We start from the raw sequence: 26,207 nt of genomic DNA, 5'->3' as shown, positions 1-26,207 counted from the left end.
CGGTGCACCCCGCCCGGATCCTCGTGGGTTGCGACGGGCCTCCGGGCCCGTCGGCAAGGGCAGGTCTCCTGGCTCGCGGGTCATGGAATCCGGCCCTGCCTTCCCGCGGCTCGCGCCGCAGTGGCCCGCCTTCCGGCGGAGGGGCCAGCGTCTCGCCGCTGACAGTTGCGGGGGCAGCTGCCGACTTGCCCGGGGCGGAGGAGGATTCCCCCGGCGGACTCACGGCATTCCCTTTTCACCCGCTCGCGCGGGACCATTGCGGTTCCCATGCTAGGCAAGGGCTGCCGCGGCCGGCAAGCGGTCGCATCGGCGAATTTCGCATCGATCATGTAGCTATGTTATACTATAACTTATCTGTTGGAACCCCTGGAGACGACGCTTGCCTAAGCCCCCGATCGGTCAGCTGCAGGTCTGCGCCCCCTGCACCCATCCCGACCGCGAGAAGCGCGGCCCGGTGCGAGCGGGCGAGCTCTTCGCGAGCCGCCTCGCAACCGAGGTCGCGGCCAGGCCCGAGCTCGCGGCCCTGCGCGTGGTGGCGGCGCCCTGCATCGGCAATTGCGCGGCGCGCTGCCGGGTGTCCTTCGCGGGGCCGGGGCGCTGGAGCTGGCTGATCGGCGGGCTGGACCCGGGTGCGCCGACGGACGGCCTGCTGGATTTCGCGCGGCGCTGGCTGGAGGCACCGGACGGCTTCGTCGGCAAGGACGACCGGCCGAAGCCGATCCGCCCGCTGCTCCTGGGCCGCGTGCCGCCGCCGGAGCTGGCGGAATTCAGGGAGCCGTCCACGGGCTGATCGCGTCGCCCGCGATCCAGAGCCCCTCGCCGGGCTTTGGCACATGGGCGAGCCAGCCGCGCGGCGCGAGGCCCAGCAGCGAGCCGGCCAGCACGCCGATCGGGCCGCCATGGGTGACGGCCAGAACGGTCGCGTCGCCCGCAAGCCCCTGCCACCAGCTCAGCGCCCGGGCCGCGAGCTCGCTGGTCGTCTCCCCGCCGCCCGGCCGGAAACGCTCGGGCGCGTCGATCATGCCGTCCATGGCATCGCCCTCGGCGCGCCAGATGGCATCCCAGCTCAGGCCTTCCCATGCGGAGAAGTCGCGCTCGGCCAGGCGCGGGTCGATCTCCACGTCGCGCGACAGCAGGCCGGCCGGCCAGCGGGAGCGCCGCGCCGGCGATGCGATGACCCGGTCGAAATCCTGCGCGCGGATCCGCGCGGCCCATCGCCGGGCCTGCGCCCGCCCGGCCGTGCTGAGCCCCACATCGCTGCGCCCGTAGCAGCGGCCGGCCCAATGCGGCGCGACCTGCGGATGCCGCAGCAGCAGCGCGCGCCTCATCGCTCCATCGCGAAGGCCAGGGTCGCGAGCACGATGCCGACATAGGCCGCCGCGCCGATGGCATCGCCCGTGCTGCCGCCGATCCGCCGGCGCAGCAGGCCGCGGTACCAGAACAGGAAGACGACGCCGAGGATGCAAGCGACGACCATCGCGCGCGCATCCGCGAAGGCCCCCAGCAGCAGGACGGGCGCCGCCAGCAGCGCGGCGATGCCGAGGCCCTTCCAGTCCGCCGAGGACGCGACGCTCGCGCCCAGGCCCTCCCGCCCCGGGACGGGCGGCACCGCGGCCATCACGGCCAGCATCAGCAGCCGCCCGAGCGCGCCGGAGACCACGAGGACGATCATGGCCTGCGCGGGATCGGGCATCGCCATCAGTCCGCCCGCCCGCAGCGCCACGCCGGAGCCGAGGCCCAGCGCGCCGAAGGCGCCGATGCGGCTGTCCTTCAGGATGCGCAGCACATCCTCGGGCGTGCGGCCGCCGCCGAGCCCGTCGCAGAGATCGGCCAGGGCGTCCTCATGCAGCGCGCCGGTCAGCCGCGCCTCGATCGCGAGTGCGACCAGCACGGCGAGGGCGAAGGGCAGCGCCAGATCGGCCAGCCAGAGCGCCAGCGCCGTCGCCGCGCCGATGCCCGCGCCGACCAGCGGAAAAAGCCACAGCGCGCGGCGGATCTCCTGCGCGAAAGTCTCGGAGGTCTCGGCTCCGCCCGGCACCGGCAGCCGCGTGAGGAACCGGATCGCCGTGGCGGCGGCCCGCATCATCCGCCTGTGACCTCGGCCAGCGTCGCGACGTCCCGCAGCAGCGCCGCGGCGGCGTCGAGCATGGGCAGCAGCAGTAGGGCGCCCGTGCCCTCGCCCAGCCGCAGCTCCCATTCCAGGAAGGGCTCCAGGCCCAGGCGCTCCAGCACCAGCGCATGCCCCGGCTCGGCGCTGCGATGCGCGGCGATGCAGGAGCGCAGCGCGCCGGGATCGAGCGCCTGGGCGATCAGTGCGCCGGCGCCGGTGATGAAGCCGTCCAGCACGGTCGTGATCCCGTGCCGCGCGGCCTCCGCGATGCAGCCGGCGATGGCAGAGATCTCGAAGCCCGCGACCTCCGCGATGGCGGCGCGCGGATCGGCAATGGCGCGCGCCCGCGCGACAGCCTCGGCCACGACCGCATGCTTGCGGGCCAGCGTCTCCGAGGTGGCGCCGGCCCCCATGCCCACGACGCGCTCCGGCGGCGCCTGCGCGAGCAGCGCGGCCAGGCAGGCGGCCGAAGTCGTATTGCCGATGCCCATCTCGCCCAGCGCCAGCACGCGGACACCGGCGTCGGCGGCCTCGGCGGCGGCGCGGGCGCCGACGGCCAGCGCCGCGTCGAACTCCGGCAAGGTCATCGCCGGCCCATGCGCGAGGTTGGCCGTGCCGCGCAGCACGCGCCAGTCGCGATAGGCCGCGCCGGACAGGCCCGCCGATTTCGAGCCGGCATCGACCAGGACCATCTCCGCCCCGGCACCGCGCGCCAGCGCCGCCGAGCCCGCACGGCCCTCCAGCATCAGCCGCATCATCGCCGTGGTGACCGCGTCCGGCCAAAGCCCGACACCCTCGGCCACGACGCCGTGGTCGCCGGCGAAGACCACCAGCCGGCGCGGCGCGGCGGATGGGGCGACGCGGCCCTGGGTCTCGGCGAGGCGGATCGCCAGGCGCTCCAGCCGGCCGAGGCTGCCGGGCGGCTTGGCCAACGAATCCAGCCGGGCGCGGGCGTTTTCGGCGATGCTCATGCCGTGGTTTCCGCCAGCGCGATGGCGTGGAAGAAGCTGCCGCTGACCCGTCCGCGCCGGCCGCCGGCCGGGCCGATCCGGCGCCCCTCGCCGTCGCTCAGCATCGCCAGCGGATCGTTGCCGCCCGGCTGCGTGACGGTGGCGTAGTGGAACTCGTGGCCGCGCAGCATCGTGCCCGCGGATCCAAGCACGCCGTCGGACAGCAGCCGTGCCTGGCGGTAGCCGAGGTTCATCCTGCGGCGCGCGAAGCTGGTCGAATGGCCGAGCAGCCCGGCCATGGCGTGGCGCTCGCCTCCGGCATCCTCCAGGACCTCGCCCAGCACCATGTGGCCGCCGCACTCGCCATGCACGGGCCGGGTCGCCGCGAAACGGCGGAGTCCGTCCAGGAACGTCGCCGAGGCCGCGAGGCGGCCGGCATGCAGCTCGGGATAGCCGCCGGGGAGCCAGCAGGAATCGGCGGCCCCGGGCGGAGCCTCGTCGGCCAGGGGGGAGAAGGGCAGCAGCTCGGCGCCGGCGCGGCGCCAGGCCGCCATCACATGCGGATAGACGAAGCTGAAAGCCGCATCGCGCGCCAGCGCGATGCGCTGCCCGGGCGGCGGCAGGGCCAGCCCGTCCAGCCCGCCGGCGGCGGCGCCCATCGGCGCGGCCAGCGCGCGCACGGCGTCCAGGTCGAGGTGATCGGCGATATGCGCGCCCAGCGCGGACAGCGCCGCCTCCAGCGCCGGATGCTCCTCCGCCTGCACGAGACCGAGATGGCGCTCCGGCAGGGCCGGCGGCGCGTCGCGCGGGATGGCGCCTAGGATGGGAAGACCCAGCGCCGCGGTGGCATCGCGCACCATGCGCAGATGCCGCTCGCTGCCGACACGATTCAGCACCACGCCCGCGATCCGCACGGCCGGATCATGGGTGGAGAAGCCGCGCAGCAGCGCCGCATGGCTCTGGCTCGCGCCCGAGACGTCGATCACCAGCAGCACCGGCAGGCCGAGCCGCGCCGCGAGGTCGGCCGCCGCGCCGCTGCGCCCGGGCGGGGCGTCGATGCCGTCGAAGAGGCCCATGGCGCCCTCGACCAACAGCAGCTCCGCATCGCGCGTGGCGTCGGCGATGAGCGCGTCGATCAGCGCGGGCGGCATGGCCCAGGAATCGAGGTTCAGTCCCGGCTTGCCGGAGGCCGCCGCATGGAAGGCCGTGTCGATATAGTCCGGCCCGGCCTTGGCCGCCGTCACCGCCACGCCACGCCCGCGCAGCGCCGCCAGCAGCCCCAGCGTCACCGTCGTCTTGCCCGAGCCCGAGCGGGGCGCGGAGATGATCAGCCCGCGCGTCACGATCGGCTCGCGTGACGCGGCGGCGCATCCGCGATAGGCCATGCCGGATGGAGACCGAGGATCGCCCGGGACGACACCTGCGCCGTGGCTGGACCACGGGCGCCTGCGCCACGGCGGCCGCGAAGGCGGCGATGACGGCGCTCGCGACCGGCCGCTTCCCCGATCCGGTGACCATCACGCTTCCCGGCGGCGAAAGCCCGGCCTTCGCGCTCGCCCAGCAGGCGCTCGGCGACGGCGCCATGGCCGCGATCGTGAAGGATGCCGGCGACGATCCCGACGTGACGCATGGCGCCCTGGTCCGCGTCACGCTGCGGCGCCTCGCGCCGGGCAGCGGCGTGATCTTCCGGGCCGGCGAGGGTGTGGGCACCGTGACCCGCCCCGGCCTGCCCATCCCGCCGGGCGAGCCCGCCATCAACCCCGTGCCGCGCCGGATGATCGCGGCCGCGCTGGCCGAGGTGGAGCCCTCGCCCGACATCGAGGTGACGGTCTCCATCCCGGACGGCGAGAAGCTGGCCGAGCGCACGCTGAACGGAAGGCTCGGCATCCTCGGCGGGCTGTCGGTGCTGGGCACCACGGGCATCGTCGTGCCCTATTCCTGCGCGGCCTGGATCGACAGCATCCATCGCGGCATCGACGTGGCCCGCGCCATGGGGGTCCCGCATGTCGCCGGCAGCACGGGCTCCACCAGCGAGGCCGCGGTGCAGCGCCTGCACGGGCTGGAGGAGGTCGCCCTCATCGAGATGGGCGACTTCGTGGGCGGCATGCTGAAATACCTGCGCGCCCATCCCGTCCCGCGCGTCACCATCGCCGGCGGCGTCGCGAAGATGACCAAGCTGGCGCAAGGGATGCTCGACCTGCATTCGAAGCGCGGCGCCGCCGACATGGCGGCCCTGGCGGAGCTTGCGGGGATGCCGGAGCTCGCTTCCTGCAACACCGTCGCCGAAGCTTTTTCGCGCGCCGGCGACGGGCTCGGCGACCGGATCGCCGAGCTTGCCCTCGCCACGGCGGCGGATGTCCTGCGCGGCGCGGAGATCGCGCTGGACATCGCGATCTTCGACCGCGCGGGGCGACTGGTCGGTCATGCGCCGCGGAACCTACGCCGGTAGTCGGCGGAGTAGAGCGCGCTCTCGCGGAAATCGCTCGCGGCCAGCGCGGGGCCGACCAGGATGATCGCGGTGCGCTCGATGCCCTCGGCCTGCTGCGCGATATCGGCCAGCGTGCCGCGCAGGATGCGCTCCTCGGGCCAGCTCGCCCGCGCCACGACCGCGGCGGGGCAGTCGGCGCCGTAGAAGGGCGTGAGCTCCTCGACCACGCGCGCGATGGCGTGAATGGCGAGATGGATGGCAAGCGTCGTGCCGCTGGCCGCGAAGGTCTTCAGCGTCTCGCCCTCGGGCATCGACGAGGCGCGGCCGCCCATGCGCGTCAGCACCAGGGACTGTGCGACCTCCGGGATGGTCAGCTCCTGCCCGAGCGCCGCGGCGGCCGCGGCGAAGGAGGGCACGCCCGGCGTGAGCGTATAGGGGATGGCGCGCGCCTTCAGCCGGCGGACCTGCTCGGCCAGGGCGGACCAGACGGAGAGATCGCCGGAATGCAGCCGCGCGACCTCCTGCCCCGCCGCATGCGCCGCGACGAACTCGGCCTCGATGGCGTCGAGGTCGAGCGGCGCGGTGTCCAGGATGCGCGCGCCGGGCGGGCAATGCTCCAGCAGCGCCTTCGGAACCAGCGAGCCGGCGTACAGGCAGACCGGACAGCGCGCGATGAGGTCGCGGCCGCGCAGCGTGATGAGATCCGCCGCGCCAGGGCCGGCGCCGATGAAATGCACGGTCATGCCGCAATCTCCGCCAGCGCGCAGGTGGCGCGGCTGGTGCTGCTGCGCGGCGCCAGCAGATGCGCGCCGGAGCCGGCGGCCGCCAGCGCGGCGGATTCCGCGACGGAGCCGAGGCCCGTGGTGGCGCGCGAGCAGCGGCTTTCGGTGGGTCCTGCAAAATCGGCGGCGTTGTCCACGATCGTCAGCCCGATCCCGAGCTGGCGCGCCGCCGCCGCGATGCCCGCTTCCTCCGCCTTCTGCGGAATGGTGGCGAGACAGGCGAGCGCCTGGCGCGCGCGGCCGGTCGCCGCCATCGCGGCGTCGATCGCCGCCAGCACGTCCTCCGCCGTGGCGCCCCGACGGCAGCCGATTCCCGCGACGAGGCTCATGCCGGCTTGTCCCATATCCATTGCGTCACCGGCATCGCCGCGCGCCATCCCGTGAGGCCGCCGACCGGCTCAGCGCGCGAGACGGCCAGGCGGAGCATCTCGCCGCCCAGCGTCGCGCGGCGCGCGAGCAGCAGCGCCTCCGTCTCCAGCGTCACGGCATTCGCGACGCAGCGCCCGCCGGGCTTCAGGGCCGCCAGCGCGGCATCGAGCGCATCGCCCGCGCCGCCGCCGAGGAAGACCGCGTCCGGTGGCTCCAGGCCCGCCAGCGCCGCCGGCGCCTCGTCCTCCACGACCGACAGCCCCGGCACGCCGAGCGCCAGCGCGTTGCGACGGAGGCGCGCGGCGCGATCCGCGCGCGCCTCGATGGCGATGGCGCGCAGCGACGGGTCGGCCAGCATCCACTCGATGCCGATCGAGCCCGCGCCGGCGCCGATGTCCCAGAGCAGCGCGCCGCGCCTCGGTGCCAGCGCCGAAAGCGTGACGGCCCGGATCTCGCGCTTGGTGAGCTGGCCGTCATGCTCGAAGAAATGGTCGGGCAGTCCCGGCGCGCGCGGGAGGATGCGCGCGCCCGGCGAAGCCACGACCTCCAGCGCCACGAGGTTCAGCGGCGCGATGTTGGGTCCGATCCCTTCGCGGATACGCTCGTGCTTGCCGCCCAGCGCCTCCAGCACGGTAAGGCGTGTGTCGGCGAACCCATCGCGCAGCAGCTCGGCGATGGCGGCGGGGCCCAGCGCATCGCTGGTGAGCGCGAGGATGCGCGCGCCGGGGTGCAGATGCGGGCGCAGCAGCTCGATCGGCCGCCCATGCAGCGAGAGCGTCACCACGCCCTCCATCGGCCAGCCCAGCCGGGCCGCCGCGAGGCTGAAGGCGGAAGGCGCGGGCACGACCAACGCTTCCGCCGGCGGCATGCGGCGCAGCAGCGTGGCGCCGACGCCGTGCCACATCGGGTCGCCCGAGGCGAGCACGACGACGCGTCGCCCGCGCTCCGCCAGCACGCCCGAGACATCGAAGGGCGAGGGCCAGGGCCGCGCCTCGCCGCGGATCAGCGGAGCGGCCAGCTCCAGGTGGCGCCGGCCGCCGAAGACGATCTCCGCGCCTGCGACCAGCCCGCGCGAGAGCGGCGGCAGGCCCACCACCCCCTCCTCGCCGAGGCCGAGGATGGACAGCCAGCGCGTCCCGGCCGCAGTTTCGGCGGGCATGTCCTCACCCATCCTGATTCTCGGCGGCACGACGGAAGCGCGGGAGCTCGCCGCGCTGCTCGCCGCGCGTGGCATCGAGGCCGTGCTCTCGCTGGCCGGACGGACGGCGAATCCCGTGGCCATGCCCGTGCCGGTGCGGCTCGGCGGCTTCGGCGGCGCCGAAGGGCTCGTCGCCCATCTGCGCGAGGCCGGAATCCGCGCGCTCGTCGACGCCACGCATCCTTATGCCGCCACCATGTCGCGCCACGCGGCCGAGGCGGCCGCGATGCTGGGCCTGCCCTTCCTCGCGCTGCGGCGCGGGGCCTGGATCCGCTTGCCGGGCGACGACTGGACGGAGGTGACGGATGCACGAAGGGCCGTCACGGCGCTCGGCCCCTCGCCGCGACGGGTCTTCCTGGCGCTGGGCCGGCAGGAGCTCGCGCCCTTCGTCGCAGCGCCGCAGCACGATTACCTGATCCGCAGCGTCGATCCCGTCGAGCCGCCGCTCGCGGTGCCGCGCGCGCGCTACATCCTCGCGCGCGGCCCCTTCGGCGAGACGGCGGAGCGGGCCATGCTGGAGGAGCATCGCATCGAGGCGATCGTCTGCAAGAACAGCGGCGGCGGCGCGACCTACGGCAAGATCGCGGCCGCCCGCGCGCTCGGCCTTCGCGTGGTGATGCTGCGCCGTCCGGAGCTGCCCGAGGCGCCCCACGTCGCGACGGCGGAGGGTGCGCTGGCCTGGCTGGATCACGCCGGCGCCCTCCGGGGCGTATAGACCAGCGGCGGCAAGGCGGGCCGCGCGATCACGCGCGTCTCGGCCGTACCCACGAGGATGCAGGTCGACATGTCGGCGCTGGCCGGATCGGCCGCGGCGAGGGTCGTGATCCGGATCTCTTCCTCCTCGCGCATCACCGCGCGGCCGAAGACGACGGGCGTCTCCCCCGGCAGATGCGCGCGCAGGATGTCGAGGCCGGCGCCGAGCTGCCAGGGCCGCGCGCGGCTGATCGGATTGTACAGCGCCATGGCGAAGCCGGCCTGCGCGGCGGCGGCGAGGCGCCGCTCGACCAGCGGCCAGGGCTTGAGATTGTCCGAGAGCGAGATGGCACAGAAGTCATGGCCCAGCGGCGCGCCGACGCGCGCGGCCAGGGCCAGCATCGCGGTGATGCCGGGATGGACCACGATCTCGATGCCGCGCCAGGCGGCCGGCCCCTGCTCCACCGCCTCGCAGACCGCCGCCGCCATGGCGAAGACGCCGGGATCGCCGCCGGACACCATGGCCACGCGCCCCGTCTCCGCCGCCTCCAGCGCCGCGCGCGCGCGGTCCAGCTCGACGCGGTTGTCGGAGGCGTGGCGTGCCTGCCCGCTCCGCAACGGCACGCGGTCCAGGTAGGGGCCATAGCCGTAGACCGCGCCGGCCGCTTCCAGCGCGGCGCTCGCCTCGGGCGTCACCAGCCCCTCGCGGCCGGGTCCGAGCCCCACGATGTCCAGCCGTCCGCTCACCGCCAGCCCGGCACGAGAACGAGCGAGAAATAGGGGGCCGGCCGGTCGTCGCGCGTGGCGAGGGGTTCCGCGCCGCCATTGGCGCAGGTCGCGCGCTCGACATAGATGGCGCCGTCCAGACGGCCGGCCGCCTCGATCGCGCGGCGAATGCGCGGGAGGTGCCGGCCGACCTTCAGGATCACCGCCGCCTCCACGCCGGCGAGGCGGCGCGCCAGCTCCTGCTCCGGCAAGGTGCCGGGCAGGACCGCGAGCACGTCGTCGCCCTGCGCGATCGGCGCGCCCGCCATGGACCAGGCGCCCGACATGCTGGTGATGCCCGGGATCACCTCGGCCGCGTAGCGCGGCGCGAGGCGCAGATGCAGATGCATATAGGAGCCATAGAAGAGCGGGTCGCCCTCGCTGAGCACGGCCACGTCGCGGCCCGCATCGAGATGCGCGGCGACGGCGGCCGCGGCTGCCTCGTAGAAGGCGGCGATCCTGTCCTTGTAGCAGGGGTCGTGGCGGTCGATCTCGGTCGTCACGGGGTAGAGCAGCGGCAGCTCGATCGCATCCGCCCGCAGCGGCGTCGCGCCCAGCGCGGCGCGCGCGTTGCTGGCATTCCCGCGCTTGGCGAAATGCGCGACGACCTGGACGGAGCGCAGCACGCGCGCCGCCTTGAGCGTGAGCAGCTCGGGATCGCCGGGGCCGGTGCCGACGCCGTAGAGCCGCCCGGTGCTCACAGTCCGGCCCTGGCGAGCGCGTTCACCGCCGCCGCCGTCATGGCGCTGCCGCCGAGCCGCCCGCGGACCACGGCCCAGGGGATGCCGAGTCCGCTGCCGCTCAGCGCCTCCTTGGATTCCGCCGCGCCCACGAAGCCCACCGGCATGCCGATGATCGCGGCCGGCCGCGGCGCGCCGGCGGCCAGCATCTCCAGCAGATGGAACAGCGCGGTCGGCGCATTGCCGATGGCGATCAGCGCGCCCGCCATGCGGTCGCGCAGCAGTTCGAAGGCAGCGGCCGAGCGTGTGGTGCCGAGGCGTTCGGCCAGCGCGGGCACGCCGGGCTCACGCAGGGCGCAGAGCACCTCGTTCCGCGCCGGCAGCCGCGCCTGCGTGACGCCGCGCGCCACCATCTCGGCGTCGCAGAGGATCGGCGCGCCTGAGGCCAGCGCGGCGCGGGCCGCCGCGACGAAGCCGGGCGCGAAGGCGAAATGCGCCGCCGCCTCGACCATGCCGCAGGCGTGGATCATGCGGACGGCGACGTCCTCCTCCTCCAGCGCGAAGCGCGAGAGGTCGGCCTCGGCGCGGATGATCGCGAAGGATCTTTCGTAGATCGCCGCGCCGTCGCGGATATAGTCGGTCATCGCCAGTCCCTGAGCGCCGCGGCCACCTCGCCGGGCGCCAGATGGCATGCCGGAAGATCGCGCGGCCCGCCAGCCCGGACCAGGCCGAAGCCGCCGTCGCGCCCCACCAGGGTGATCGCCGCCGGGCCCGGATGGGCGCAGCCCTTGGCGCAGCCGGAGACATGGAGCATGCCCGGCAGGTCAGGCAGCGCCGCCAGGGCGGCGGCCAGCGGCCGTGTCGCCGCCTCCGCGCTCGCGCAGGCCGGCGCGCCCGGGCAGGCCGCGATCCGGCGACGGGGATCGGACGGATCGGTCACGAGGCCGAGGCGGCCGGCGGTGGCCAGGAGCGTGCCGCCCTCCTCCACGCCGATGCCGAGCACGAGCAGGGCGCGGCCGGGCGCCGGGCGAAGCAGCGCCTGCGGCGGCAGGGCTTCGGCGAAGGCGGCCAGGACCGGCGCGTCGAGCGTGCCGAAGGCGCCCGCCACACCAATCGCGCCCGCCGCATGCCGGCCGATCGGCTCCGCCGGCGCGCGGGCGGGGGGTGGCGTGGTGCCCGATTCGACCGGCATATCCCGTGCCCGCCGGGTGCCCAGACGGCGAAGCTGGCGAAGCACGGCCTCGGCCGCCCCTGTGGAATCGACGCGGGCCAGCCAACGGGTGGTCACGCCGTCGAGGCCGAGCAACCAGCCGCCCTCCTCCATCGCAACGAGCCGCAGGTCGGCAGCGACCGCGTCCAGGTGCAGCGCGCCGCCCCCGTCGACGACGACCGAGGTCTTGGGGGCCAGCCCCTCGGGCCAGCTGGCCGCGACCGCTGCCGCGATTCCGCGGGGATCAGCCAGCTCCAGCGGATCGCGGCCCGCGAGCGGCCCAGCCATCACGGCCGGCGCATCGGCGATGCCGAGCGCGACCAGCGACTCGCCGCACGGCCCGGCGGTCTCCGGGCGCAAGCCGCGAAGCTGCAGGTTGCCGCGCGCGGTGATCTCCACGACGCCGTTGCCGAAGGCCGCGGCCGACCGCGCGATGGCCAGCGCCATCGCCGGCGTCCAGTCGCAGGCCGGGGCGCGCAGCAGCAGCCCGTCGCCCGTCTGCATGGGCACGGCAAGGCTCGGGCAGGCGCCGCGCGGGGTCATGCGGCCTCCGCCAGCAGCGCGGCGAGGCCTGCATCCACGTCGTTGGCGCGCGGATGCCAGAGGCCACGGCGGCGCGCATCGGCGAAGCGCCGCGCGATGGCGCGAAGGGCCGCCGGATTCTCGCGCGCAAGGAAATCGCGCACGGCATCGTCGCCGAGATAGGCGTCGTGCACCGCATCGAGAGCGGAATCCGGCACGGAATCGGTGGTCTCGGCGAAGGCGACGAGGCGGTCGACAGTCTCGGCCAGCTCCGAGGCGCCGCGGGGGCCGTGGCGCATCTGGCCTTCGACGAAGCGCGGCGCGATGCGGCCATGGACCAGCCGCGCGAGCTGGGCCGCGAGGGGGCGCGCCCGCGGCCGCGACGGATCGGTGGTGTCGAGCGAGATCAGCAGCGGCGCCGTGCCGAGCAGCCGCGCCGCGCTGGCGAAACCGCCGAGATGCGCGGAATCGGCGCTGCCCTCCAGCAGGTCGCGGGCGGGGTCGTCGCTGCCGTGCAGCAGCGCGTCGGCCGCCGCCACGCGCTTCTCGAAGGCGCCGGGTGCGGCCAGGCCGTCCCCCCCCACGCCGCCATAGGCGTGTGAGGCCGCGTCGAGATAGGCGCGGCCCAGCGCGTCGCGCGTGGTCCATCCGCCGGAGGCGAGCGCGTCCTCAATCCCCGCGCCATAGGCCCCGGGCGCGGCGCCGAAGATGCGCGGGCCGGGCGCGGCGGCGAGCGGATTCTCGCCGGCCTCCTCCTCGCGCGCCGCCACCGCGCGCGTCGCCGCGTCGAGCAGCGCGATCTGCGCCGGGAAGAGGTCGCGGAACAGGCCGGAGAGCCGGAAGGTCACGTCCACGCGCGGGCGCCCCATGACGGCGGGCGGCAGCACCTCGATGCCGGTGACGCGGCCCGTCGCCGCGTCCCAGACGGGGCGGCAGCCCATGAGGGCGAGGCCCTGCGCGATCTCCTCGCCGCCGCTGCGGAGCGTCGCGCTGGCCCAGAGATCGGTCACGACCGCGCGCGGCATCTCGCCCTGCTCCTGAAGGTGCAGGCGGACCACCTCCTCGGCGGCGAGGCGGCCGAGATCCATGGCCGTCTCGGTCGGCAGCCCGCGCGGATCGGCGGCGTAGAGGTTCCGGCCGGTGGGCAGCACGTCGCGGCGCCCACGCGCGGGCGCGCCGCCAGGGCCGGCCGCCACCGCCCGTCCGTCGAGCGCCTCGAGCAGCGCCCTGCGCTCAGCCTCGGCGCTGGGCCGGCGCTGCTCGTCCTCCGCGCGGCCTAAGACATGCAGCCCGTCCTTGATCGCCAACTCCTTCAGGTCGCAGAGCCAGGAATCGAGCTGCTTCAGCACCTCCTGGGGCGCCGCGCCGGGCGCCAGGCCCGGCACCGTGCCGGCCTGCTCCAGGATGAGCTTCGCCAGCCGCTCGCGGCGGCGCGGGTCGAGCCCGTCGGCGACGGCGTATTCGTCCAGCAGCCGCTCCAGGTCGCGCGTGGCGCCGTGCAGCCCGGTGCCGGCGAGGCGCGGCGGGAGATGGCCCAGCGTCACCGCCGCGATGCGCCGCTTGGCCTGCGCCGCCTCGCCCGGATTGGAGACGAGGAAGGGGTAGACCACGGGCAGCGCGCCGAGCACGCGCTCGGGAAAGCAGTCGGCGGTGAGCGCGACCGCCTTGCCCGGCAGCCATTCAATCGCCCCATGCGCGCCCATATGGACCACGGCGTCGACATTCGCCCGCAGCCAGGCGCCGAAGCCGAGCAGCGCGGGGTGCGGCGGCAGCGCGGGATCATGCCAGTCCGCACGGCGGGATTCGGCCCGGCCCCGGTCGGGCGCGATGGCGACGGTGACGTTGCCGAAGCGCAGCGCCCGGAAGCGGGCGGCGTCCGTTTCCGCCCAGGCGGCCGTCACCGTGGACGGCAAGGCGGGGATCGGCGCCGCCTCCAGCGACCTTTCCAGCGCTTCCATCAGCTCACGCGATGTCTCCGGAACCGGTCCGACCGTGTAGCCGGCCGCCGCGAGGTCGAGCAGCAGCGTCCGCACGCTCTCCGGCACATCCAGGCCGACGGCATAGCCCGCGCGCCCACCCGCGCCCGGATAATCCGGGATGAGCACCGCGACGCGCCGTTCCGCCCGGGCCGTCCGCTGCAGCCGGATCAGCGCCGCCACGCGCGCCGCGACCTGCGCGACGCGGTCGGGCTCCACGCGGTTCACCGGGCCGGGCCCGCCCTCCTTGAAGCTCAGCGCGCCGGCCAGCACGCGCCCATCGAGCTCCGGCAGCACGACATGCATGGCCAGGTCCGCGCCGCCCAGCCCGCGTGGGCTGCCCTCCCAGGCCGCGCGCGAGGTCGTCGCCATCACCGCCTGGAGGACCGGCACGCCCGCCGCGCCGAGCGCCGCGGCATCGCCTGAGGCAAAGCCCGTGGTGGCGACGATGACGGAAGGTCGCAGGGCGGCCATCGCCTCGCGCACGAAAGCCAGGCTTTCCGCCTCCTTGAGGCTCGCGACGAAGAGCGGGACGGCGGCGATCCCCTGCCCTTCCAGCGCCTCGGCCAGAGCGGCCACGGGCGCCGCATCCTCGGCCAGCAGCATGGAGCGGTAGAAGAGGATGGGCACGACGGGCCGGTCGCCGTCGCGCGCGACGGGCGCCTCGCCGACGCCCGGCTTCCAGGCGCCCGCGCGCGGCAGGCGATGCGGCGGCGCGGCCTCCAGCGCGACGCCGGCATGCCCGGCCATCCGCCGCAGCAGCGCGCGCAGATTAGCGATCCCGCCCTCGCGGAAATAGGCGAGCAGCGCCGCATGCTCCCCCGCGGGCAGCGTGCCGAGTTCCGCCAGCCGCGGATCGTCGCCATCCTCGCCGGGCAGCACCGCGAGCGCGATGCCCTGCGCGCGCGCCGCCTCGGCCAGCCGCTCGACGCCATAGCGCCACCAGTCCGGCCCGCCGAGCAGCCGCAGGACGATCAGCCGGGCATGGACGCCGGTCCGCTCCAGCCAGAGGTCCACCGACATGGGATGCCGCAGGTCGCGCAGATGCACGAGCCGCAGCTCTGGCACGGCATCCCGCTCCGCCGCATGGGCCGCCGCGAGCCCGGCGAGGTCGCTGTCAGTGAAGGAGAGCACCACCATCGGGGCCGGCGCCTGGCGCAGGTCGACCGGCTCGGCCAGCCCGTCGATCGAGGCGGCGGTGGTGGCCAGGATATGCACGCTACCCCGCCAGGGCCTTCGCGACGGCGGCCTGGTCGAAGCCTTTGAGCCCGATCACCACCAGCCGCCCGCGCCGCGCCTCCGCCGGCTCCCAGGCGCGGTCGTAGTGGTGCGACACCCGCTGGCCGACCGCCTGGACCAGCAGCCGCATCGACTTGCCCGCGACGCGGCAGAAGCCCTTGGCGCGCAGCACGCCCGTGACGCGGCAGGCGGACGCGACTCGTGCGGCGAGCGCGGCCGGATCGGCGGCCTCGGGGAGCTCCATCACCACCGTGTAGAAATCGTCGTGGTCGTGGTCCAGCTCGCCGTCGTGATGCGTGCGGCGGTTCTCGATGTCGGCCTCCGCCGCCACTTGCAGGCCCAGCATCACGCCCGGATCGAGCTGCCCCTGCGCGCTGTTGACCACGTTCACCGCCCGCGGCATCGCCTCGGCGATCGCGGCATGGGCGCGGGCGAGCGCCTTCGCATCCAGCAGGTCCGCCTTGGTCATCACCACGAGATCAGCGCAGGCGATCTGGTCCTCGAAGACCTCTTCCACCGGATCCTCGTGATCCAGCGAGGGATCGGCCGCGCGCTGCGCCGCCAGCGCCGCCGGATCGGCCGCCACGCGCCCCTCGGACAGGGCCGCGCCGTCCACCACGGCCACCACGCCATCCACCGTCACGCGGCCCTTGATCGCCGGCCAGTGGAAGGCCTGGACCAGCGGCTTGGGCAGGGCCAGGCCCGAGGTCTCGATCAGGATATGGTCGGGCTTCGGGTCCAGCGCGAGCAGCGCATCCAGCGCGGGCACGAAATCGTCGGCGACGGTGCAGCAGATGCAGCCATTGGCGAGCTCGATGATGCCGGCCTCGTGGCAGGCCTCGGCGCCGCAGCCGCGCAGGATTTCCGCGTCCATGCCGACATCGCCGAACTCGTTCACGATCACCGCGAGCCGCCTCCCTCCCGGGTTCTGCAGCATGTGGCGGATCAGGGTCGTCTTACCAGCGCCGAGGAAGCCCGTGACGATGGTGCAGGGAATGCGGGCGAGGCTCATGCCGGGGCTCCGGGAAGGGGTGGGATGCGGGCGACGAGGCCGCGCTTCAAGGGCTCGGGGCGGCCGCGCCAGGGCATCAGCCCGTCGGCGGAGCCGGAGAGGAGCTGCGCCCCTTCCAGCACGGCCGCGGCATCGGCGGGAGACAGGCCGCCGAAGACGTAGCTCCAGCCCCCCGGCCGCGCCATGGCGACGGAAGGGCCCCGCTTGCAATTGGCCAGGCACTCCACCTCGCGGACCTCCACTCCCTCCCGCGGCTGGGCGAGCATGGCCGCGAGGCGGGCGCCGGCGCGCGGCTGGGCGTCCGTCGCGTCGTCGGGATGGCGACAGGTCGTGCAGACGAAGACCGTCACCGGTGGGGAGAGGGACAAGCGCACGCTCCGCCCGCGCCGAGGGCGCGGGAATGGGATGCAGTCGCGGCACGCGGGCGCGCCGTCGCCGGGATGGCGGCCGCGCCGAGGCACCCCGCCCGGCACGGTGGTCTGTCGCAGGATGGCAGGTCTCCTGGCTCGCGGATCGACGCCCGGTGCCGCCTTCCCGGAGCGCCCTTTCGGGCCGTTCCAGTGGCTGTGTGGCACGGGCTCTCCGCTCACAGTTGCGGGGGCAGCCACGGCTTCGGGAACCCTGCGGCGCCCGTTCCATGTTCCCTTTTCACCCCGCCTCCCGGCGGGGACCATCAAGCGAGGGCATGAGAGACACGGGCGGGCCTGGACTGTCAACGCCATTGCCGTTCCGCGCGGCTGCGGCCATGGTCCGCGCCCCATGGCCAACCCGATCACCCTCGTCCTCGGCGGCGCGCGCTCCGGCAAGAGCCGGCACGCGGAGGCGCTGGTCCAGGCCGAATCGCCGCCCTGGACCTATATCGCCACGGCCGAATCCTACGATCCGGAGATGACGGCACGCATCGCCCAGCACCGGGCACGGCGGCCCGCCGGATGGGTGACCGTGGATGCGCCGCGCGAGCTTCCGGAGGCGATCGCGGCGGCGGGTGTCGCGCCGCTGCTGGTGGATTGCCTGACGCTGTGGCTGAGCAACCTGATGCTGGCCGAAGCGGAGCTGGACGCCGCCACCGGATCGCTGCTGGCGGCCCTGCTGGCGCGCGCGGCGCCGACCGTGCTGGTGTCCAACGAGGTCGGCTCGGGCATCGTCCCGGCGACGCCGCTGGGCCGCCGCTTCCGGGACGCGCAGGGCCGGCTGAACCAGCAGGTCGCCGCCGTGGCGGGGCGGGTGGAGCTGGTCGTGGCCGGCATTCCTCTGAGGTTGAAATGAGCACCATCGAGGAAGAGGCCGCACGGCATCGCGAGAAGATGCGTAGGCGCAAGGCCGTGCAGGATGCGGAGGTCGCGTCGAAGCCCATCGTCGCGAAGGGCCTGCTGATCGTAAACACCGGGCCGGGCAAGGGCAAATCCACGGCCGCCTTCGGCCTGGCGCTGCGCATGCTCGGCACGGGCGGGCGCGTGGGCGTGGTGCAGTTCGTCAAGGGCGCCTGGCATTCCGGCGAGCAGGACGGCTTCTCCGCCTTCGGCGACCGCGTGCAGTGGCACAGCATGGGCGAGGGCTTCACCTGGGAGACGCAGGACCGCGCGCGCGACCTCGCCGCCGCCGCGCGCGCCTGGGAGCAGGCGCGGCGCATGCTGGCCGATCCGTCGCTGGACCTCGTTGTGCTGGACGAGCTCAGCATCGCCCTGCGCTACGAGATGCTGGACCTCGCGGAGGTGGTCGCCACGCTGCGCGCGCGGCGCGAGGGGCTTCATGTCGTCGTCACCGGCCGCAACGCGAAGCCGGAGCTGATCGAGGCCGCGGATTGCGTGACCGAGATGGGCGCGACCAAGCACCATTTCTCCGCCGGCGTGCGCGCGCAGAAGGGCGTGGAGTTCTGATGGCTGCCCCTCGCGGGATACTTTCAAAAAGCCTGATGTTCCAGGGCACGGGCTCCGACGTGGGAAAGTCGCTCGTCGTCGCGGGGCTGGCGCGGGCCTTCGCCCGGCGCGGCCTGCGCGTGCGGCCGTTCAAGCCGCAGAACATGTCGAACAACGCGGCGGTCACGGCGGATGGCGGCGAGATCGGCCGTGCGCAGGCCCTGCAGGCGCGGGCGGCGCGCGTGCCGCTCAGCGTGCACATGAACCCGGTGCTGCTGAAGCCGCAGAGCCTGATCGGCGCGCAGATCGTCGTGCAGGGGCGCATGCAGGGCAGCGCCAAAGCCGCGGAATACCAGCGTTTGAAGGCCGGGCTGATGCCCGCCGTGCTCGACAGCTTTGCGCGGATGCGCGGCGAGGCCGACCTCGTGCTGGTCGAGGGGGCGGGCAGCGCGTCGGAGGTGAATCTGCGCGCCAACGACATCGCCAATATGGGCTTTGCCCGCGCGGCCGATGTGCCGGTGGTCCTGATCGGCGACATCGATCGCGGCGGCGTGATCGCGAGCCTCGTCGGCACCCATTCCGTGCTCGATCCGGCCGATGCCGCGATGATCCGCGGCTTCGTGGTGAACAAGTTCCGCGGCGATCCCGCGCTCTTCGCGGACGGCATGGCGCTGATCGCGGAGCGCACCGGCTGGGTGTCGCTCGGCCTGCTGCCTTTTCTGCCCGAGGCCGCGCAGCTTCCCGCCGAGGACGCGCTGGCGCTGGACCACGTGCTGCCGCGCAATCCCGGCGCGAAGCTGCGCATCGCCGTGCCGGTGCTGCCGCGCATCGCCAATTTCGACGATCTCGACCCGCTCATCGCCGAGCCCGCGGTGGAGGTGGTCCGCGTGCGGCCCGGCTCGGCCCTGCCCGGCGACGCGGATCTCGTGATCCTGCCCGGCTCCAAGGCCACCATCGCCGACCTCGGGGCCCTTCGCGCGGCCGGCTTCGACGTGGACATCGCCGCCCATCTGCGCCGCGGCGGCGCGGTGCTGGGGCTCTGCGGCGGCTACCAGATGCTGGGGCGGGAGATCGCCGATCCGGAGGGCATGGAAGGCCCGCCCGGCTCCGTGCCGGGCCTCGGGCTGCTCGATGTCGCCACCGTGCTGAGCGGCGACAAGCGGCTGGAGCCGGCGAGCGGCGCCACCGCGGACGGCGCGGGCTTCGCCGGCTACGAGATGCATATCGGCCGCACCGAGGGGCCGGACCGCGCGCGCCCCTTCGCGCATCTCGCGAATGGTGGCGCGGAGGGCGCCGTCTCCGCCGACGGGCGCGTCCTCGGCACCTATGTGCACGGCCTCTTCGACGCGGATTCCCAGCGCGCCGCCTGGCTCGCGCGCTTCGCCGCCGGCGCCCCGGCGATCGGCTACGAGACGCGCATCGAGGCGGCGCTGGATGCGCTGGCCGCGCATGTCGCCGCGCATCTCGACCTCGACCGGCTGCTCAGCCTCGCCCGATGAGCCAGAGCAGCGCCACCAGCGTGACGCCCAGCGTGTCGGCCGTGCGGAACAGCCGCAGCGCCGCGCGGATATCGGCGGCGCCCGCCTCGCGCCGGCCGTCGCCCATGAAGCCGTCCTCCACGACCACGCCGCCATAGGCGCGCGGCCCGGCCAGCGCCAGGCCCAGCGCGCCGGCCATGGCCGCCTCGGGCCAACCGGCATTGGGCGAGCGGTGATGCCGCGCGTCGCGGCGCACCGCTCGCCAGGCGCCCCGCCAATCCAGGCCGAGCACGCATGCAGCGGCGGTGATCAGCACCGCCGACAGCCGCGAGGCCGGCAGGTTCAGCAGGTCGTCCAGCCGCGCCGAGGCCCAGCCATAAGCCAGGTACTTCTCCGAGCGATGGCCGATCATGCTGTCGGCCGTGTTCACCGCCTTGTAGATCGCGCCGCCGGGCAGGCCGCCCATGCCGATCCAGAAGGCGGGCGCCACCACCCCGTCCGAAAAGTTCTCGGCGAGGCTCTCGATGGCGGCGCGCGCCACGCCGGCCTCGTCGAGGCTCTGCGGATCGCGCCCGACGATATGCGACACCGCCTCGCGCCCGGCCTCGATCCCGCCGGTCTCGAGCGCCGCCGCCACGCGCTCGACATGCGCGTGCAGGCTGCGCTGCGCGAGAAGCGAACTGGCCACCACCCCCGTCAGCACGACGCCGAGGACGGTCTGCGTCACATCGCCACCCAGCCCCGCCGCGACGAACAGGATCGCCAGCGCGAGGATCCCGAGGGTCCGGCGCTGGGAGAACTCCAGCGCCGGACGGTTCAGCCGGCCGTCGAGCGCGGAAATCAGGCGGCCCATCCAGATCACGGGATGGCCGATGATGCGCAGGATCCGGTCGGGATAGCCGAAAGCCGCCTCCACCAGCAGCGCGATCAGCAGAACCGTCATGCAAGGGCTTCGGCGAGGCGCCGGAGCGCGGCCGCGTCCGGAAGGCCGAAGCGGATGCGGTCGGGCCAATGGTCGAAACGCCGCACCAGGATGCCCGCGCGGCCCAGGCGCTCATAGGTGCCGGGCGGCACCTCGGCGAGGCGGAAGAGCGAGGTGCCGCCCAGCACGCGGCAGCCGCCCACCGCCAGCACCGCGTCCAGCGCCGCGGCGGCCCCGGCGAGGCGCCTGCGCGACGCGGCGGCCCAGGCCTCGTCCGCCAGGGCGACCAGTCCGACCAACAGGGCGGGTCCGGAGACCGCCCAGGGGCCGAGCGCATCCCGCAGCTTCTCCGCAAGGGGCGCCGGGGCGATGGCGAAGCCCAGTCGCAGCCCCGCGAGCCCGTGGAACTTGCCGAAGGAGCGCAGCACGATCACGCCCTCCTCCACCTTGCCGGCAAGGCTTTCGTCCCGCGGCGCGGCCTCCATGAAAGCCTCGTCCACCACGAGCAGGCCTTGCGGCGGGCGGGCCTCCAGCAGCTCGCGCCGCGTCCGGAAACGGCCGTCCGGGTTGTTCGGATTCACCACGGTCAGCAGGTCGGACGGCCCGTCCTCCACGACCGCATGCCCCGCCAGCGCGGCCGCGCGCGCGTGCTCCGCATAGGTCGGACCGAGCACGCGCGCCCGGCCCGGCGGCAGCAGCTTCGCGATGAGCGGCAGCAGGATCTGCGTGCCGGGCGCCGCCACCACCAGCGCCGGATCGCGCGCGCCGTAGCGCCGCGCCGCCAGCGCCTGCAGCCGCAGCAGATCCGCGGGTTCCGGCAGGCGCGTGAAGGCCTCGGCCGGAAAGTCCGGAAGCGGATAGGGAAAGGGGCTGATGCCCGTGGAGAGGTCGAGCCAGGGTCCGCGCGCCTCGGGGAAGCGCAGGCGCGCCTCGGTCAGATTGCCCCCATGCGGAATGTCGCGGCCCATGCGGCGGACCCTCTTCGCGATGGGCGGGTTTGGCAAGGTCGCCCGAAGCCGGCCTGGACGCTATTCCACGGTGATGCGCGCCTCGCGCACCACGCGGCCCCACTTCTCCGTCTCGGTGACGAGGAAGGAAGCGAGCTCCTCCGGCGTGCCGGCCTGTGGATCCACGCCGGCCGCGACCATCCGCCGCACGACGGAGGGCATGGCGAGGGATTCCCGCAGCACCTCGTTCAGCCGCGCGATGGCAGGCGCGGGCGTGCCGCCCGTCGTCATCACCGCGCCCCAGGACGTGGCCGTGGCCTGCGGCAGGCCGAGTTCCGCCAGCGTGGGCACGTCGGGCATCAGCGCGTGGCGCCGCGGCCCGGTGACGGCCAGCGCGCGCAGCCGGCGGTTCTGCACGGCGCCGACGGCGCCCGCGATCTGAATCATGATCATCTGTATATTGCCGGCGACGAGATCGTTCATCGCCCCGCCCGAGCCGCGATAGGGCACGTGCTGGAGGTCGATGCCGGCGGCGATGCGGAACAGCTCGGCCGCCGTGTGCGTCGAGGCGCCATGGCCCGAGGAGCCGAAGGAGAGCTCGCCCGGCCGTCCCTTGGCGAGCGCGATGAACTCCGCGAGGTCCCGGGCCGGCAGCGAGAGCGGCACGACGATGACGAGGTCGCTCGTGTAGCACATGCCCACGGGGGCCAGGTCGCGCGAGGGCGAGAAGCTCATGGTCCGGTAGATATGCGGGTTGGTGGTGAGCAGCCCCGTCACCCCCATCAGCAGCGTGTGCCCGTCGGCCGGGGCGCGCGCCACCATCTCGCCGCCGATATTGCCGCCCGAGCCGCCGCGGTTCTCGACCACCACCGGCTGGCCCAGCCTCTCGCCCATCGCGTCCGAGACCAGGCGCGCCGCGACATCGGTGCTGCCGCCGGCGACGAAGGGGACGATCATGCGCAGCGGCCGGCTGGGCTGCCAGACCGGCTGGGCTTGCGCCGCGAGCGGCCATGCGGCGCCGGCGGCAAGGATCGAGCGGCGATGGATCATCGGGACGGCGCCTCCCCGCGCCTTGCCCTCAGGATCGGCGGCGCCGCGGCGATGGGCAAGCCATCCTTCCAGTGCGCAAATGTCACAATGTGGCGACTGGTGTGGAGAACAGGTCACGACCCATGGTGCAGCGCAGCTTTGCTGCTACATTCAGGATCATGGCCCGGAGCCGAATTCCCCCCCGACTTGCTCTGCTCGCTGCGAGCCTGCTCGCCGCCTGTGCGGCGGGAGGCCTTGGCGCGACGGAGGGCAGCGGGCGCGCCGCGCCCTCCGGAGCCGATGCCGCGGGCACGGTCTTCGGGAGCTTCCTGGTCGGCCGCTTCGCCGCGGACGAGCAGGACACCCGCGTCGCGGCCGACAACCTGCTGTCCGCCCTCCGTGCCGAGCCGAATCAGCTGGAGCTGGTCCAGCGGGCCTTCGCCGCCGCGGTGATGGATGGAAGGCCGGACGCGCTGCGCCTGGCCCGCCGGCTGCCGGACAACCCCTCTGCCCAACTCGTGCTCTTCGGCGCCGATATCGCGGGCCAGCGCTGGGACCGGGCCGAAAGCCGCGCCCGGGCGCTTGGCCGGCAGGGGCCGATGCAGGCGCTGCAGCCGGTGCTGATCGCCTGGAGCCTTGCCGGAAAGGGCCAGACGGACCAGGCCATCGCCCTGCTCCGGCCGCTGGCCGAGCAGGGGCGTTTCCGCGCGCTGAACGCGTTGCATGCGGCGCTGATCGCCGATGTCGCGAATCGCCCGCGCGACGCGGAGCGCTACGTCCGCCTCGCCCTCGCCGGCCAGCCCGAGCCGACTTTGCGGCTCTCCCTGCTGGCCGCGGGCATCCTGAAGCGCGCCGGCCGGAACACCGATGCCCCGCGCCTGCTGGACCAGCTCGCCGAGACGCATGACGAGTTGGCGCTGGCGGTCCTGGAGCCGGCACGGAGCTCGGTCCTCACGCAGAAGAGCATCACCGGCCCCGCCGACGGCATCGCCGAGGCCTATGTGGCGCTCGGCAGCGCGCTGCGCGGCCAGGGGCTGGAGGAGATGGCCGGACTGCTGGCGCGTCTCGCGCTGCGTCTGCGGCCGAGCTTCGGCCCGGCGCTGCTGCTTCTCGCCGACACCCTGACGGAGGGCGAGCAGCTCGAGGCCGCGGTGAGCACGCTGGGCCAGATCCGTCCGGACGACCCGCTCTTCGGCCCCGCGCAGCTCCGCCGCGCCGCCCTGCTCGACCGGCTGGATCGCCTCCCCGAGGCCGAGACACTCCTCAACCAGGCCGCCGCCGCGGTGCCGAGCCTCCCGCAGCCGCTCATCCGGCTCGGTGACATCATGCGCCGGCGCTCGCGCTTCGCCGAGGCGGCGGCGGCCTATGACGCGGCCATCGGCCGGCTCGAGCAGGTACGGGACTACGACTGGCCGCTCTTCTACGCACGTGGCATCGCGCGCGAGCGCTCGGGCAATTGGCCGGGCGCCGAGGCCGATTTCCTCCGCGCGCTGCAGCTCTCGCCCGACCAGCCCTATGTCCTCAACTACCTGGCCTATACCTGGGCCGACCAGGGCGTGAACCTGGAGCGCGCCCGAATCATGCTGGAGGGCGCGGCGGCGCAGCGTCCGCAGGACGGCAATATCGCCGACAGCCTCGGCTGGGTCCTGTTCAGGATGGGCGACCTGCCCGGCGCGGTGCGGCAGCTCGAGCGGGCCGTGGAGCTGGAGCCGCGCAATTCCACCGTGAACGACCACCTCGGCGACGTGTACTGGGCCGCCGGCCGTCAGAGCGAGGCGCGCTTCCAGTGGCGGCGGGCGCTGACCATGGATCCCGACGCGGCCGAGGCGAGCCGGATCGAGGCCAAGCTGCGCGGCGGCCTGCCGATCCCCGTCAGCCGCTGAGGGCCCCGTGATGCTGGAGCACGCGCCCGCGAAGGTGAACCTGTACCTGCACGTCACGGGGCGGCGGGCGGACGGATATCACCTCCTGGACAGCCTGGCGGTCTTCGGGCCGGCGGCGGACACCCTTGCCGCGGAGCCGGCGGAAGCGCTGACGCTGACGCTGGACGGCCCCTTCGGCGCGACGCTCGCGGCGGAGCCCGACAACCTCGTGCTGCGCGCGGCCAGGGCGCTGGCGCCTGAAGGGACGGCCAAGGGCGCGGCGCTGCGGCTGACGAAGCGCCTGCCGGTGGCCTCGGGCATCGGCGGCGGCTCGGCCGATGCCGCGGCGGCGCTGCGGCTGCTGAACCGGCTCTGGCGCAGCGGGCGCGACGAGGCGGCGCTGGCGGCGCTCGCGGCGCCGCTGGGCGCGGATATTCCCGTCTGCGTGGCCTCGCGGCCCGCCGTCATGCAAGGGGTCGGCGAGCTGATCCGGCCCGCGCCGCAACTGCCCAGATGCGGGCTGCTGCTGGTGAACCCGCGCCTGCCGCTGGCGACGCCGGCGGTGTTCCGGGCGCGCCAGGGCGACTTCTCGCCGCCGGCGGCGCTGCCGGCCTCCTGGCCGGACGCGGCAGCGATGGCGGCGGATCTCGGCCGCCTCGCCAACGACCTGGAGGCGCCGGCCCTTTCCCTCTGTCCGGCCATCGCCGAGGTGCTGGCCGCCCTGCGGGCCCAGCCGCGCTGCCTTCTGGCGCGCATGAGCGGCTCGGGCGCGACCTGCTTCGGCCTCTTCGCCACGCCCGGGGAAGCCGAGGCCGCGGCACGATCCCTGCCCGTGGCCTGGTGGACGGCGGGCGGGGGGCTTTACGGCGGTGGGGCGGCCTCGCTACATCCGGTCACCGCTGGGGTGTAGCCAAGTGGTAAGGCAACGGTTTTTGGTACCGTCATTCCTAGGTTCGAATCCTAGCACCCCAACCATGCAGTCAGCCTGACGCAGACGTTTTTCCGGTTCTCGGCCCCTCGCCCGCGAAAGCCCCGCCTTTCGGGCCACACACGCGAGGGCCTCGGACCACTCGTACCTGAGAGACGCTGGATCGGCCGGTTCAGCGGGCCGAATGCCGTTTCTGTATCTCCTGGCCGTTTCGGCATGTACGGATGGGGTCAGATGCTCGGTCCGGACCGTGGTGTGTGGCCGGCCGCGCTCTGCGCAGGGCCTCGTTCGTTCGAGGTGCTTTGGAGGGATCGAACGCGGGCGAGCGGCTGCGCAGGCTGCTGCAGCCGGCCGCGTCCCCGCTCAGACGAACCCGAGCGCCCGGCGCTGTTCCTGCCAGTCGGTGGGAATGCGGGTGTCCCGCATGAGCCGCGATGCCGTCAGGTTCGCTGGCTGGCAACCCCCGAGGATGGCCTGGAGGATATCTGGCGCCCGCCAGGAAAAACGAACCAGCCGCGTCGCATAGGATTGCGAGATGCCCTGCTCCGCGGCGACGGCCGTCAGGCTCGGCGCGATGCTCGATACGAGCGCCTCGCGCAGCGCCCAGGCCTTCGCAACCAGTCGTACCAGCGACGGGTCCGACCGATCCGCGGCGACGGTCGAACCCACGAGTAGCGCCATCTCTCGACCGGCGCGACGCAGGGCCACCGGCTCGGTGATGGTGATGCACGAGAGATGCCCGTCGTTCCCATAGCCGCGGGCACTGCCGCTGTCGTTGGTAGCGCGCTGGCTGCTGCTCGATAGGAGTGCGAGCAATCCCTGCGACGCGAGATCGATCGTGATCTCCTGCCGCTGCACAGACATCTTGGCCTGGAGCTCGAGCAGGATCGCTCGCTGCGCAGCATGACCCTGCTGGTGCCAGCGGCGCGCCAACTTCTGCGCGGCTTCGAGTATTGTCAGCTCCTGCACCGCCTCCGTGGGTGGCGCCCCAGCGGATCGCAGCGCGCGCAGCAGCTCCGGCCCATCGGACAGAAGGCGAGTGATCCGCCCGACCACCACCCGCTCCAGCGCCGCGGCCGGGATCCGCAACGCGTCGGCATGCTCGTCCCGCGTGCCGGTAATAAGCCCGCTCGAGACATAGTAGCGATACCGACGCGCCGCCTTGTTCGCATGCGTCGGTACCATCGGCTCCCCAGAGGGGTCGGTGAGCATTCCTGCCAGCAGGCTCGGGTGGCTGGCATTGGCGCCCAG

General features: G+C 74.2%; 26 protein-coding genes, 1 tRNA gene and 2 riboswitches. Of the genes, 9 read left to right on the top strand and 18 right to left on the bottom strand.

Going from position 1 to position 26,207, the window contains the following annotated elements:
- Nucleotides 1–40: 40 nt before the first annotated feature.
- Nucleotides 41–273, bottom strand: a riboswitch (cobalamin riboswitch).
- Between the two features lie 106 nt (nucleotides 274–379).
- Entirely contained in the window at nucleotides 380–790 is a 411-nt protein-coding gene (locus EJV46_RS13420; protein ID WP_165585518.1) for a DUF1636 domain-containing protein, read from the top strand.
- Here the strand turns inward: EJV46_RS13420 and EJV46_RS13415 are convergent.
- Genes EJV46_RS13415 through EJV46_RS13400 form a run of 4 tightly spaced genes read right to left on the bottom strand, consistent with a single transcriptional unit; the run spans nucleotide 768 to nucleotide 4,445 of the window.
- On the bottom strand, nucleotides 768–1,328 hold the full coding sequence (locus tag EJV46_RS13415; RefSeq protein WP_131549142.1) for a histidine phosphatase family protein: 561 nt from the start codon (nucleotides 1,326–1,328) through the stop codon (nucleotides 768–770). The two genes, EJV46_RS13420 and EJV46_RS13415, sit on opposite strands and share 23 nt — an antisense overlap.
- Complete coding sequence (gene cobS, locus EJV46_RS13410; protein ID WP_165585517.1) at nucleotides 1,325–2,083, bottom strand: adenosylcobinamide-GDP ribazoletransferase; 759 nt, start codon at nucleotides 2,081–2,083, stop codon at nucleotides 1,325–1,327. The genes EJV46_RS13415 and cobS overlap by 4 nt, the downstream gene beginning before the upstream one ends.
- Complete coding sequence (cobT, locus tag EJV46_RS13405; RefSeq protein WP_131549140.1) at nucleotides 2,083–3,081, bottom strand: nicotinate-nucleotide--dimethylbenzimidazole phosphoribosyltransferase; 999 nt, start codon at nucleotides 3,079–3,081, stop codon at nucleotides 2,083–2,085. Before cobT ends, cobS begins: the two co-directional genes overlap by 1 nt.
- Entirely contained in the window at nucleotides 3,078–4,445 is a 1,368-nt protein-coding gene (locus EJV46_RS13400; protein WP_165585516.1) for a cobyrinate a,c-diamide synthase, read from the bottom strand. The genes cobT and EJV46_RS13400 overlap by 4 nt, the downstream gene beginning before the upstream one ends.
- A gap of 5 nt (nucleotides 4,446–4,450) precedes the next feature.
- On the opposite strand from EJV46_RS13400, the gene EJV46_RS13395 reads away from it, so the two are divergent.
- Nucleotides 4,451–5,509: a cobalt-precorrin-5B (C(1))-methyltransferase gene (locus EJV46_RS13395; RefSeq protein WP_131549139.1), complete on the top strand. Its 1,059-nt coding sequence runs from the start codon at nucleotides 4,451–4,453 to the stop codon at nucleotides 5,507–5,509.
- Here the strand turns inward: EJV46_RS13395 and cobM are convergent.
- Genes cobM through cbiE form a run of 3 tightly spaced genes read right to left on the bottom strand, consistent with a single transcriptional unit; the run spans nucleotide 5,482 to nucleotide 7,798 of the window.
- Nucleotides 5,482–6,231 carry a precorrin-4 C(11)-methyltransferase gene (cobM, locus tag EJV46_RS13390; protein WP_131549138.1) on the bottom strand — a complete coding sequence of 250 codons (750 nt, stop codon included), beginning with the start codon at nucleotides 6,229–6,231 and terminating at the stop codon, nucleotides 5,482–5,484. The genes EJV46_RS13395 and cobM overlap by 28 nt on opposite strands.
- Complete coding sequence (locus tag EJV46_RS13385) at nucleotides 6,228–6,599, bottom strand: cobalamin biosynthesis protein (protein ID WP_240782544.1); 372 nt, start codon at nucleotides 6,597–6,599, stop codon at nucleotides 6,228–6,230. The genes cobM and EJV46_RS13385 overlap by 4 nt, the downstream gene beginning before the upstream one ends.
- A complete protein-coding gene (gene cbiE, locus EJV46_RS13380) occupies nucleotides 6,596–7,798 on the bottom strand; it encodes a precorrin-6y C5,15-methyltransferase (decarboxylating) subunit CbiE (protein WP_206020804.1) in 1,203 nt (400 codons plus the stop codon). Before cbiE ends, EJV46_RS13385 begins: the two co-directional genes overlap by 4 nt.
- On the opposite strand from cbiE, the gene EJV46_RS13375 reads away from it, so the two are divergent.
- Nucleotides 7,797–8,552, top strand: coding sequence for a cobalt-precorrin-6A reductase (locus EJV46_RS13375; RefSeq protein WP_131549135.1), 756 nt, complete (start codon nucleotides 7,797–7,799; stop codon nucleotides 8,550–8,552). The genes cbiE and EJV46_RS13375 overlap by 2 nt on opposite strands.
- Here EJV46_RS13375 and EJV46_RS13370 read toward each other — a convergent pair.
- The 7 genes from EJV46_RS13370 to EJV46_RS13340 are packed head-to-tail and all read right to left on the bottom strand — an operon-like array spanning nucleotide 8,525 to nucleotide 16,302.
- Complete coding sequence (locus EJV46_RS13370) at nucleotides 8,525–9,277, bottom strand: precorrin-3B C(17)-methyltransferase (protein ID WP_131549134.1); 753 nt, start codon at nucleotides 9,275–9,277, stop codon at nucleotides 8,525–8,527. The two genes, EJV46_RS13375 and EJV46_RS13370, sit on opposite strands and share 28 nt — an antisense overlap.
- Nucleotides 9,274–9,996 carry a precorrin-2 C(20)-methyltransferase gene (locus EJV46_RS13365; RefSeq protein WP_131549133.1) on the bottom strand — a complete coding sequence of 241 codons (723 nt, stop codon included), beginning with the start codon at nucleotides 9,994–9,996 and terminating at the stop codon, nucleotides 9,274–9,276. Before EJV46_RS13365 ends, EJV46_RS13370 begins: the two co-directional genes overlap by 4 nt.
- Nucleotides 9,993–10,619, bottom strand: a complete 627-nt coding sequence (locus tag EJV46_RS13360) for a precorrin-8X methylmutase (protein ID WP_131549132.1) — start codon at nucleotides 10,617–10,619, stop codon at nucleotides 9,993–9,995. Before EJV46_RS13360 ends, EJV46_RS13365 begins: the two co-directional genes overlap by 4 nt.
- On the bottom strand, nucleotides 10,616–11,728 hold the full coding sequence (locus EJV46_RS13355; RefSeq protein WP_131549131.1) for a precorrin-3B synthase: 1,113 nt from the start codon (nucleotides 11,726–11,728) through the stop codon (nucleotides 10,616–10,618). Before EJV46_RS13355 ends, EJV46_RS13360 begins: the two co-directional genes overlap by 4 nt.
- Entirely contained in the window at nucleotides 11,725–14,901 is a 3,177-nt protein-coding gene (gene cobN / locus EJV46_RS13350; RefSeq protein WP_131549130.1) for a cobaltochelatase subunit CobN, read from the bottom strand. Before cobN ends, EJV46_RS13355 begins: the two co-directional genes overlap by 4 nt.
- 1 nt (nucleotide 14,902) lies before the next feature.
- Nucleotides 14,903–15,934: a cobalamin biosynthesis protein CobW gene (gene cobW, locus EJV46_RS13345; protein WP_131549129.1), complete on the bottom strand. Its 1,032-nt coding sequence runs from the start codon at nucleotides 15,932–15,934 to the stop codon at nucleotides 14,903–14,905.
- Entirely contained in the window at nucleotides 15,931–16,302 is a 372-nt protein-coding gene (locus EJV46_RS13340) for a DUF1636 family protein (RefSeq protein ID WP_206020803.1), read from the bottom strand. The genes cobW and EJV46_RS13340 overlap by 4 nt, the downstream gene beginning before the upstream one ends.
- A gap of 105 nt (nucleotides 16,303–16,407) precedes the next feature.
- A riboswitch (cobalamin riboswitch) is annotated at nucleotides 16,408–16,624 on the bottom strand.
- Between the two features lie 69 nt (nucleotides 16,625–16,693).
- Here EJV46_RS13340 and cobU point away from each other — a divergent pair.
- From cobU to EJV46_RS13325, 3 genes are read left to right on the top strand one after another with little or no spacing between them, the layout of a single operon-like run.
- Nucleotides 16,694–17,200 (top strand): bifunctional adenosylcobinamide kinase/adenosylcobinamide-phosphate guanylyltransferase, encoded by a 507-nt coding sequence (gene cobU / locus EJV46_RS13335; RefSeq protein ID WP_131549128.1) that lies wholly within the window; start codon nucleotides 16,694–16,696, stop codon nucleotides 17,198–17,200.
- Nucleotides 17,197–17,811: a cob(I)yrinic acid a,c-diamide adenosyltransferase gene (gene cobO, locus EJV46_RS13330; RefSeq protein WP_131549127.1), complete on the top strand. Its 615-nt coding sequence runs from the start codon at nucleotides 17,197–17,199 to the stop codon at nucleotides 17,809–17,811. The genes cobU and cobO overlap by 4 nt, the downstream gene beginning before the upstream one ends.
- A gap of 35 nt (nucleotides 17,812–17,846) precedes the next feature.
- A complete protein-coding gene (locus tag EJV46_RS13325) occupies nucleotides 17,847–19,289 on the top strand; it encodes a cobyric acid synthase (RefSeq protein ID WP_165585514.1) in 1,443 nt (480 codons plus the stop codon).
- On the opposite strand, the gene cbiB is transcribed toward EJV46_RS13325, so the two are convergent.
- Genes cbiB through EJV46_RS13310 form a run of 3 tightly spaced genes read right to left on the bottom strand, consistent with a single transcriptional unit; the run spans nucleotide 19,273 to nucleotide 22,187 of the window.
- On the bottom strand, nucleotides 19,273–20,211 hold the full coding sequence (cbiB, locus tag EJV46_RS13320) for an adenosylcobinamide-phosphate synthase CbiB (protein WP_131549125.1): 939 nt from the start codon (nucleotides 20,209–20,211) through the stop codon (nucleotides 19,273–19,275). The two genes, EJV46_RS13325 and cbiB, sit on opposite strands and share 17 nt — an antisense overlap.
- Nucleotides 20,208–21,158 (bottom strand): threonine-phosphate decarboxylase CobD, encoded by a 951-nt coding sequence (cobD, locus tag EJV46_RS13315; RefSeq protein WP_206020802.1) that lies wholly within the window; start codon nucleotides 21,156–21,158, stop codon nucleotides 20,208–20,210. Before cobD ends, cbiB begins: the two co-directional genes overlap by 4 nt.
- 60 nt (nucleotides 21,159–21,218) lie before the next feature.
- Nucleotides 21,219–22,187, bottom strand: coding sequence for a tripartite tricarboxylate transporter substrate binding protein (locus EJV46_RS13310; RefSeq protein ID WP_131549124.1), 969 nt, complete (start codon nucleotides 22,185–22,187; stop codon nucleotides 21,219–21,221).
- Between the two features lie 158 nt (nucleotides 22,188–22,345).
- Between EJV46_RS13310 and EJV46_RS13305 the strand changes: the two genes are divergently transcribed.
- The 3 genes from EJV46_RS13305 (at nucleotide 22,346) to EJV46_RS13295 (ending at nucleotide 25,003) form a co-directional block, all read left to right on the top strand.
- On the top strand, nucleotides 22,346–24,049 hold the full coding sequence (locus EJV46_RS13305; RefSeq protein ID WP_131549123.1) for a tetratricopeptide repeat protein: 1,704 nt from the start codon (nucleotides 22,346–22,348) through the stop codon (nucleotides 24,047–24,049).
- Between the two features lie 10 nt (nucleotides 24,050–24,059).
- On the top strand, nucleotides 24,060–24,938 hold the full coding sequence (locus EJV46_RS13300) for a 4-(cytidine 5'-diphospho)-2-C-methyl-D-erythritol kinase (RefSeq protein WP_131549365.1): 879 nt from the start codon (nucleotides 24,060–24,062) through the stop codon (nucleotides 24,936–24,938).
- A tRNA-Gln gene (locus EJV46_RS13295) sits at nucleotides 24,929–25,003 on the top strand. The genes EJV46_RS13300 and EJV46_RS13295 overlap by 10 nt, the downstream gene beginning before the upstream one ends.
- Before the next feature lie 316 nt (nucleotides 25,004–25,319).
- Here EJV46_RS13295 and EJV46_RS23055 read toward each other — a convergent pair.
- Nucleotides 25,320–26,168: a hypothetical protein gene (locus tag EJV46_RS23055; protein ID WP_206020801.1), complete on the bottom strand. Its 849-nt coding sequence runs from the start codon at nucleotides 26,166–26,168 to the stop codon at nucleotides 25,320–25,322.
- Between the last annotated feature and the right edge of the window lie 39 nt (nucleotides 26,169–26,207).

This window comes from Roseococcus sp. SYP-B2431, assembly GCF_004336745.1.
Lineage (GTDB): Bacteria > Pseudomonadota > Alphaproteobacteria > Acetobacterales > Acetobacteraceae > Roseococcus.
The sequence above is the reverse complement of the archived record's forward strand: the minus strand, read 5'-3'. Positions and strand labels throughout refer to the sequence as shown.

Excerpts from the sequence above, each read along its gene's own strand:
- EJV46_RS13415 (WP_131549142.1), bottom strand. The coding sequence starts at position 1,328 with ATGAGGCGCGCGCTGCTGCTGCGGCATCCGCAGGTCGCGCCGCATTGG.
- cobS (WP_165585517.1), bottom strand. The coding sequence starts at position 2,083 with ATGCGGGCCGCCGCCACGGCGATCCGGTTCCTCACGCGGCTGCCGGTG.
- cobT (WP_131549140.1), bottom strand. The coding sequence starts at position 3,081 with ATGAGCATCGCCGAAAACGCCCGCGCCCGGCTGGATTCGTTGGCCAAG.
- EJV46_RS13400 (WP_165585516.1), bottom strand. The coding sequence starts at position 4,445 with ATGGCCTATCGCGGATGCGCCGCCGCGTCACGCGAGCCGATCGTGACG.
- EJV46_RS13395 (WP_131549139.1), top strand. The coding sequence starts at position 4,451 with ATGGAGACCGAGGATCGCCCGGGACGACACCTGCGCCGTGGCTGGACC.
- cobM (WP_131549138.1), bottom strand. The coding sequence starts at position 6,231 with ATGACCGTGCATTTCATCGGCGCCGGCCCTGGCGCGGCGGATCTCATC.
- EJV46_RS13385 (WP_240782544.1), bottom strand. The coding sequence starts at position 6,599 with ATGAGCCTCGTCGCGGGAATCGGCTGCCGTCGGGGCGCCACGGCGGAG.
- EJV46_RS13375 (WP_131549135.1), top strand. The coding sequence starts at position 7,797 with ATGTCCTCACCCATCCTGATTCTCGGCGGCACGACGGAAGCGCGGGAG.
- cbiE (WP_206020804.1), bottom strand. The coding sequence starts at position 7,798 with ATGCCCGCCGAAACTGCGGCCGGGACGCGCTGGCTGTCCATCCTCGGC.
- EJV46_RS13360 (WP_131549132.1), bottom strand. The coding sequence starts at position 10,619 with ATGACCGACTATATCCGCGACGGCGCGGCGATCTACGAAAGATCCTTC.
- EJV46_RS13355 (WP_131549131.1), bottom strand. The coding sequence starts at position 11,728 with ATGACCCCGCGCGGCGCCTGCCCGAGCCTTGCCGTGCCCATGCAGACG.
- cobW (WP_131549129.1), bottom strand. The coding sequence starts at position 15,934 with ATGAGCCTCGCCCGCATTCCCTGCACCATCGTCACGGGCTTCCTCGGC.
- cobU (WP_131549128.1), top strand. The coding sequence starts at position 16,694 with ATGGCCAACCCGATCACCCTCGTCCTCGGCGGCGCGCGCTCCGGCAAG.
- cobO (WP_131549127.1), top strand. The coding sequence starts at position 17,197 with ATGAGCACCATCGAGGAAGAGGCCGCACGGCATCGCGAGAAGATGCGT.
- EJV46_RS13325 (WP_165585514.1), top strand. The coding sequence starts at position 17,847 with ATGTTCCAGGGCACGGGCTCCGACGTGGGAAAGTCGCTCGTCGTCGCG.
- cbiB (WP_131549125.1), bottom strand. The coding sequence starts at position 20,211 with ATGACGGTTCTGCTGATCGCGCTGCTGGTGGAGGCGGCTTTCGGCTAT.
- cobD (WP_206020802.1), bottom strand. The coding sequence starts at position 21,158 with ATGGGCCGCGACATTCCGCATGGGGGCAATCTGACCGAGGCGCGCCTG.
- EJV46_RS13310 (WP_131549124.1), bottom strand. The coding sequence starts at position 22,187 with ATGATCCATCGCCGCTCGATCCTTGCCGCCGGCGCCGCATGGCCGCTC.
- EJV46_RS13305 (WP_131549123.1), top strand. The coding sequence starts at position 22,346 with ATGGCCCGGAGCCGAATTCCCCCCCGACTTGCTCTGCTCGCTGCGAGC.
- EJV46_RS13300 (WP_131549365.1), top strand. The coding sequence starts at position 24,060 with ATGCTGGAGCACGCGCCCGCGAAGGTGAACCTGTACCTGCACGTCACG.
- EJV46_RS23055 (WP_206020801.1), bottom strand. The coding sequence starts at position 26,168 with ATGCTCACCGACCCCTCTGGGGAGCCGATGGTACCGACGCATGCGAAC.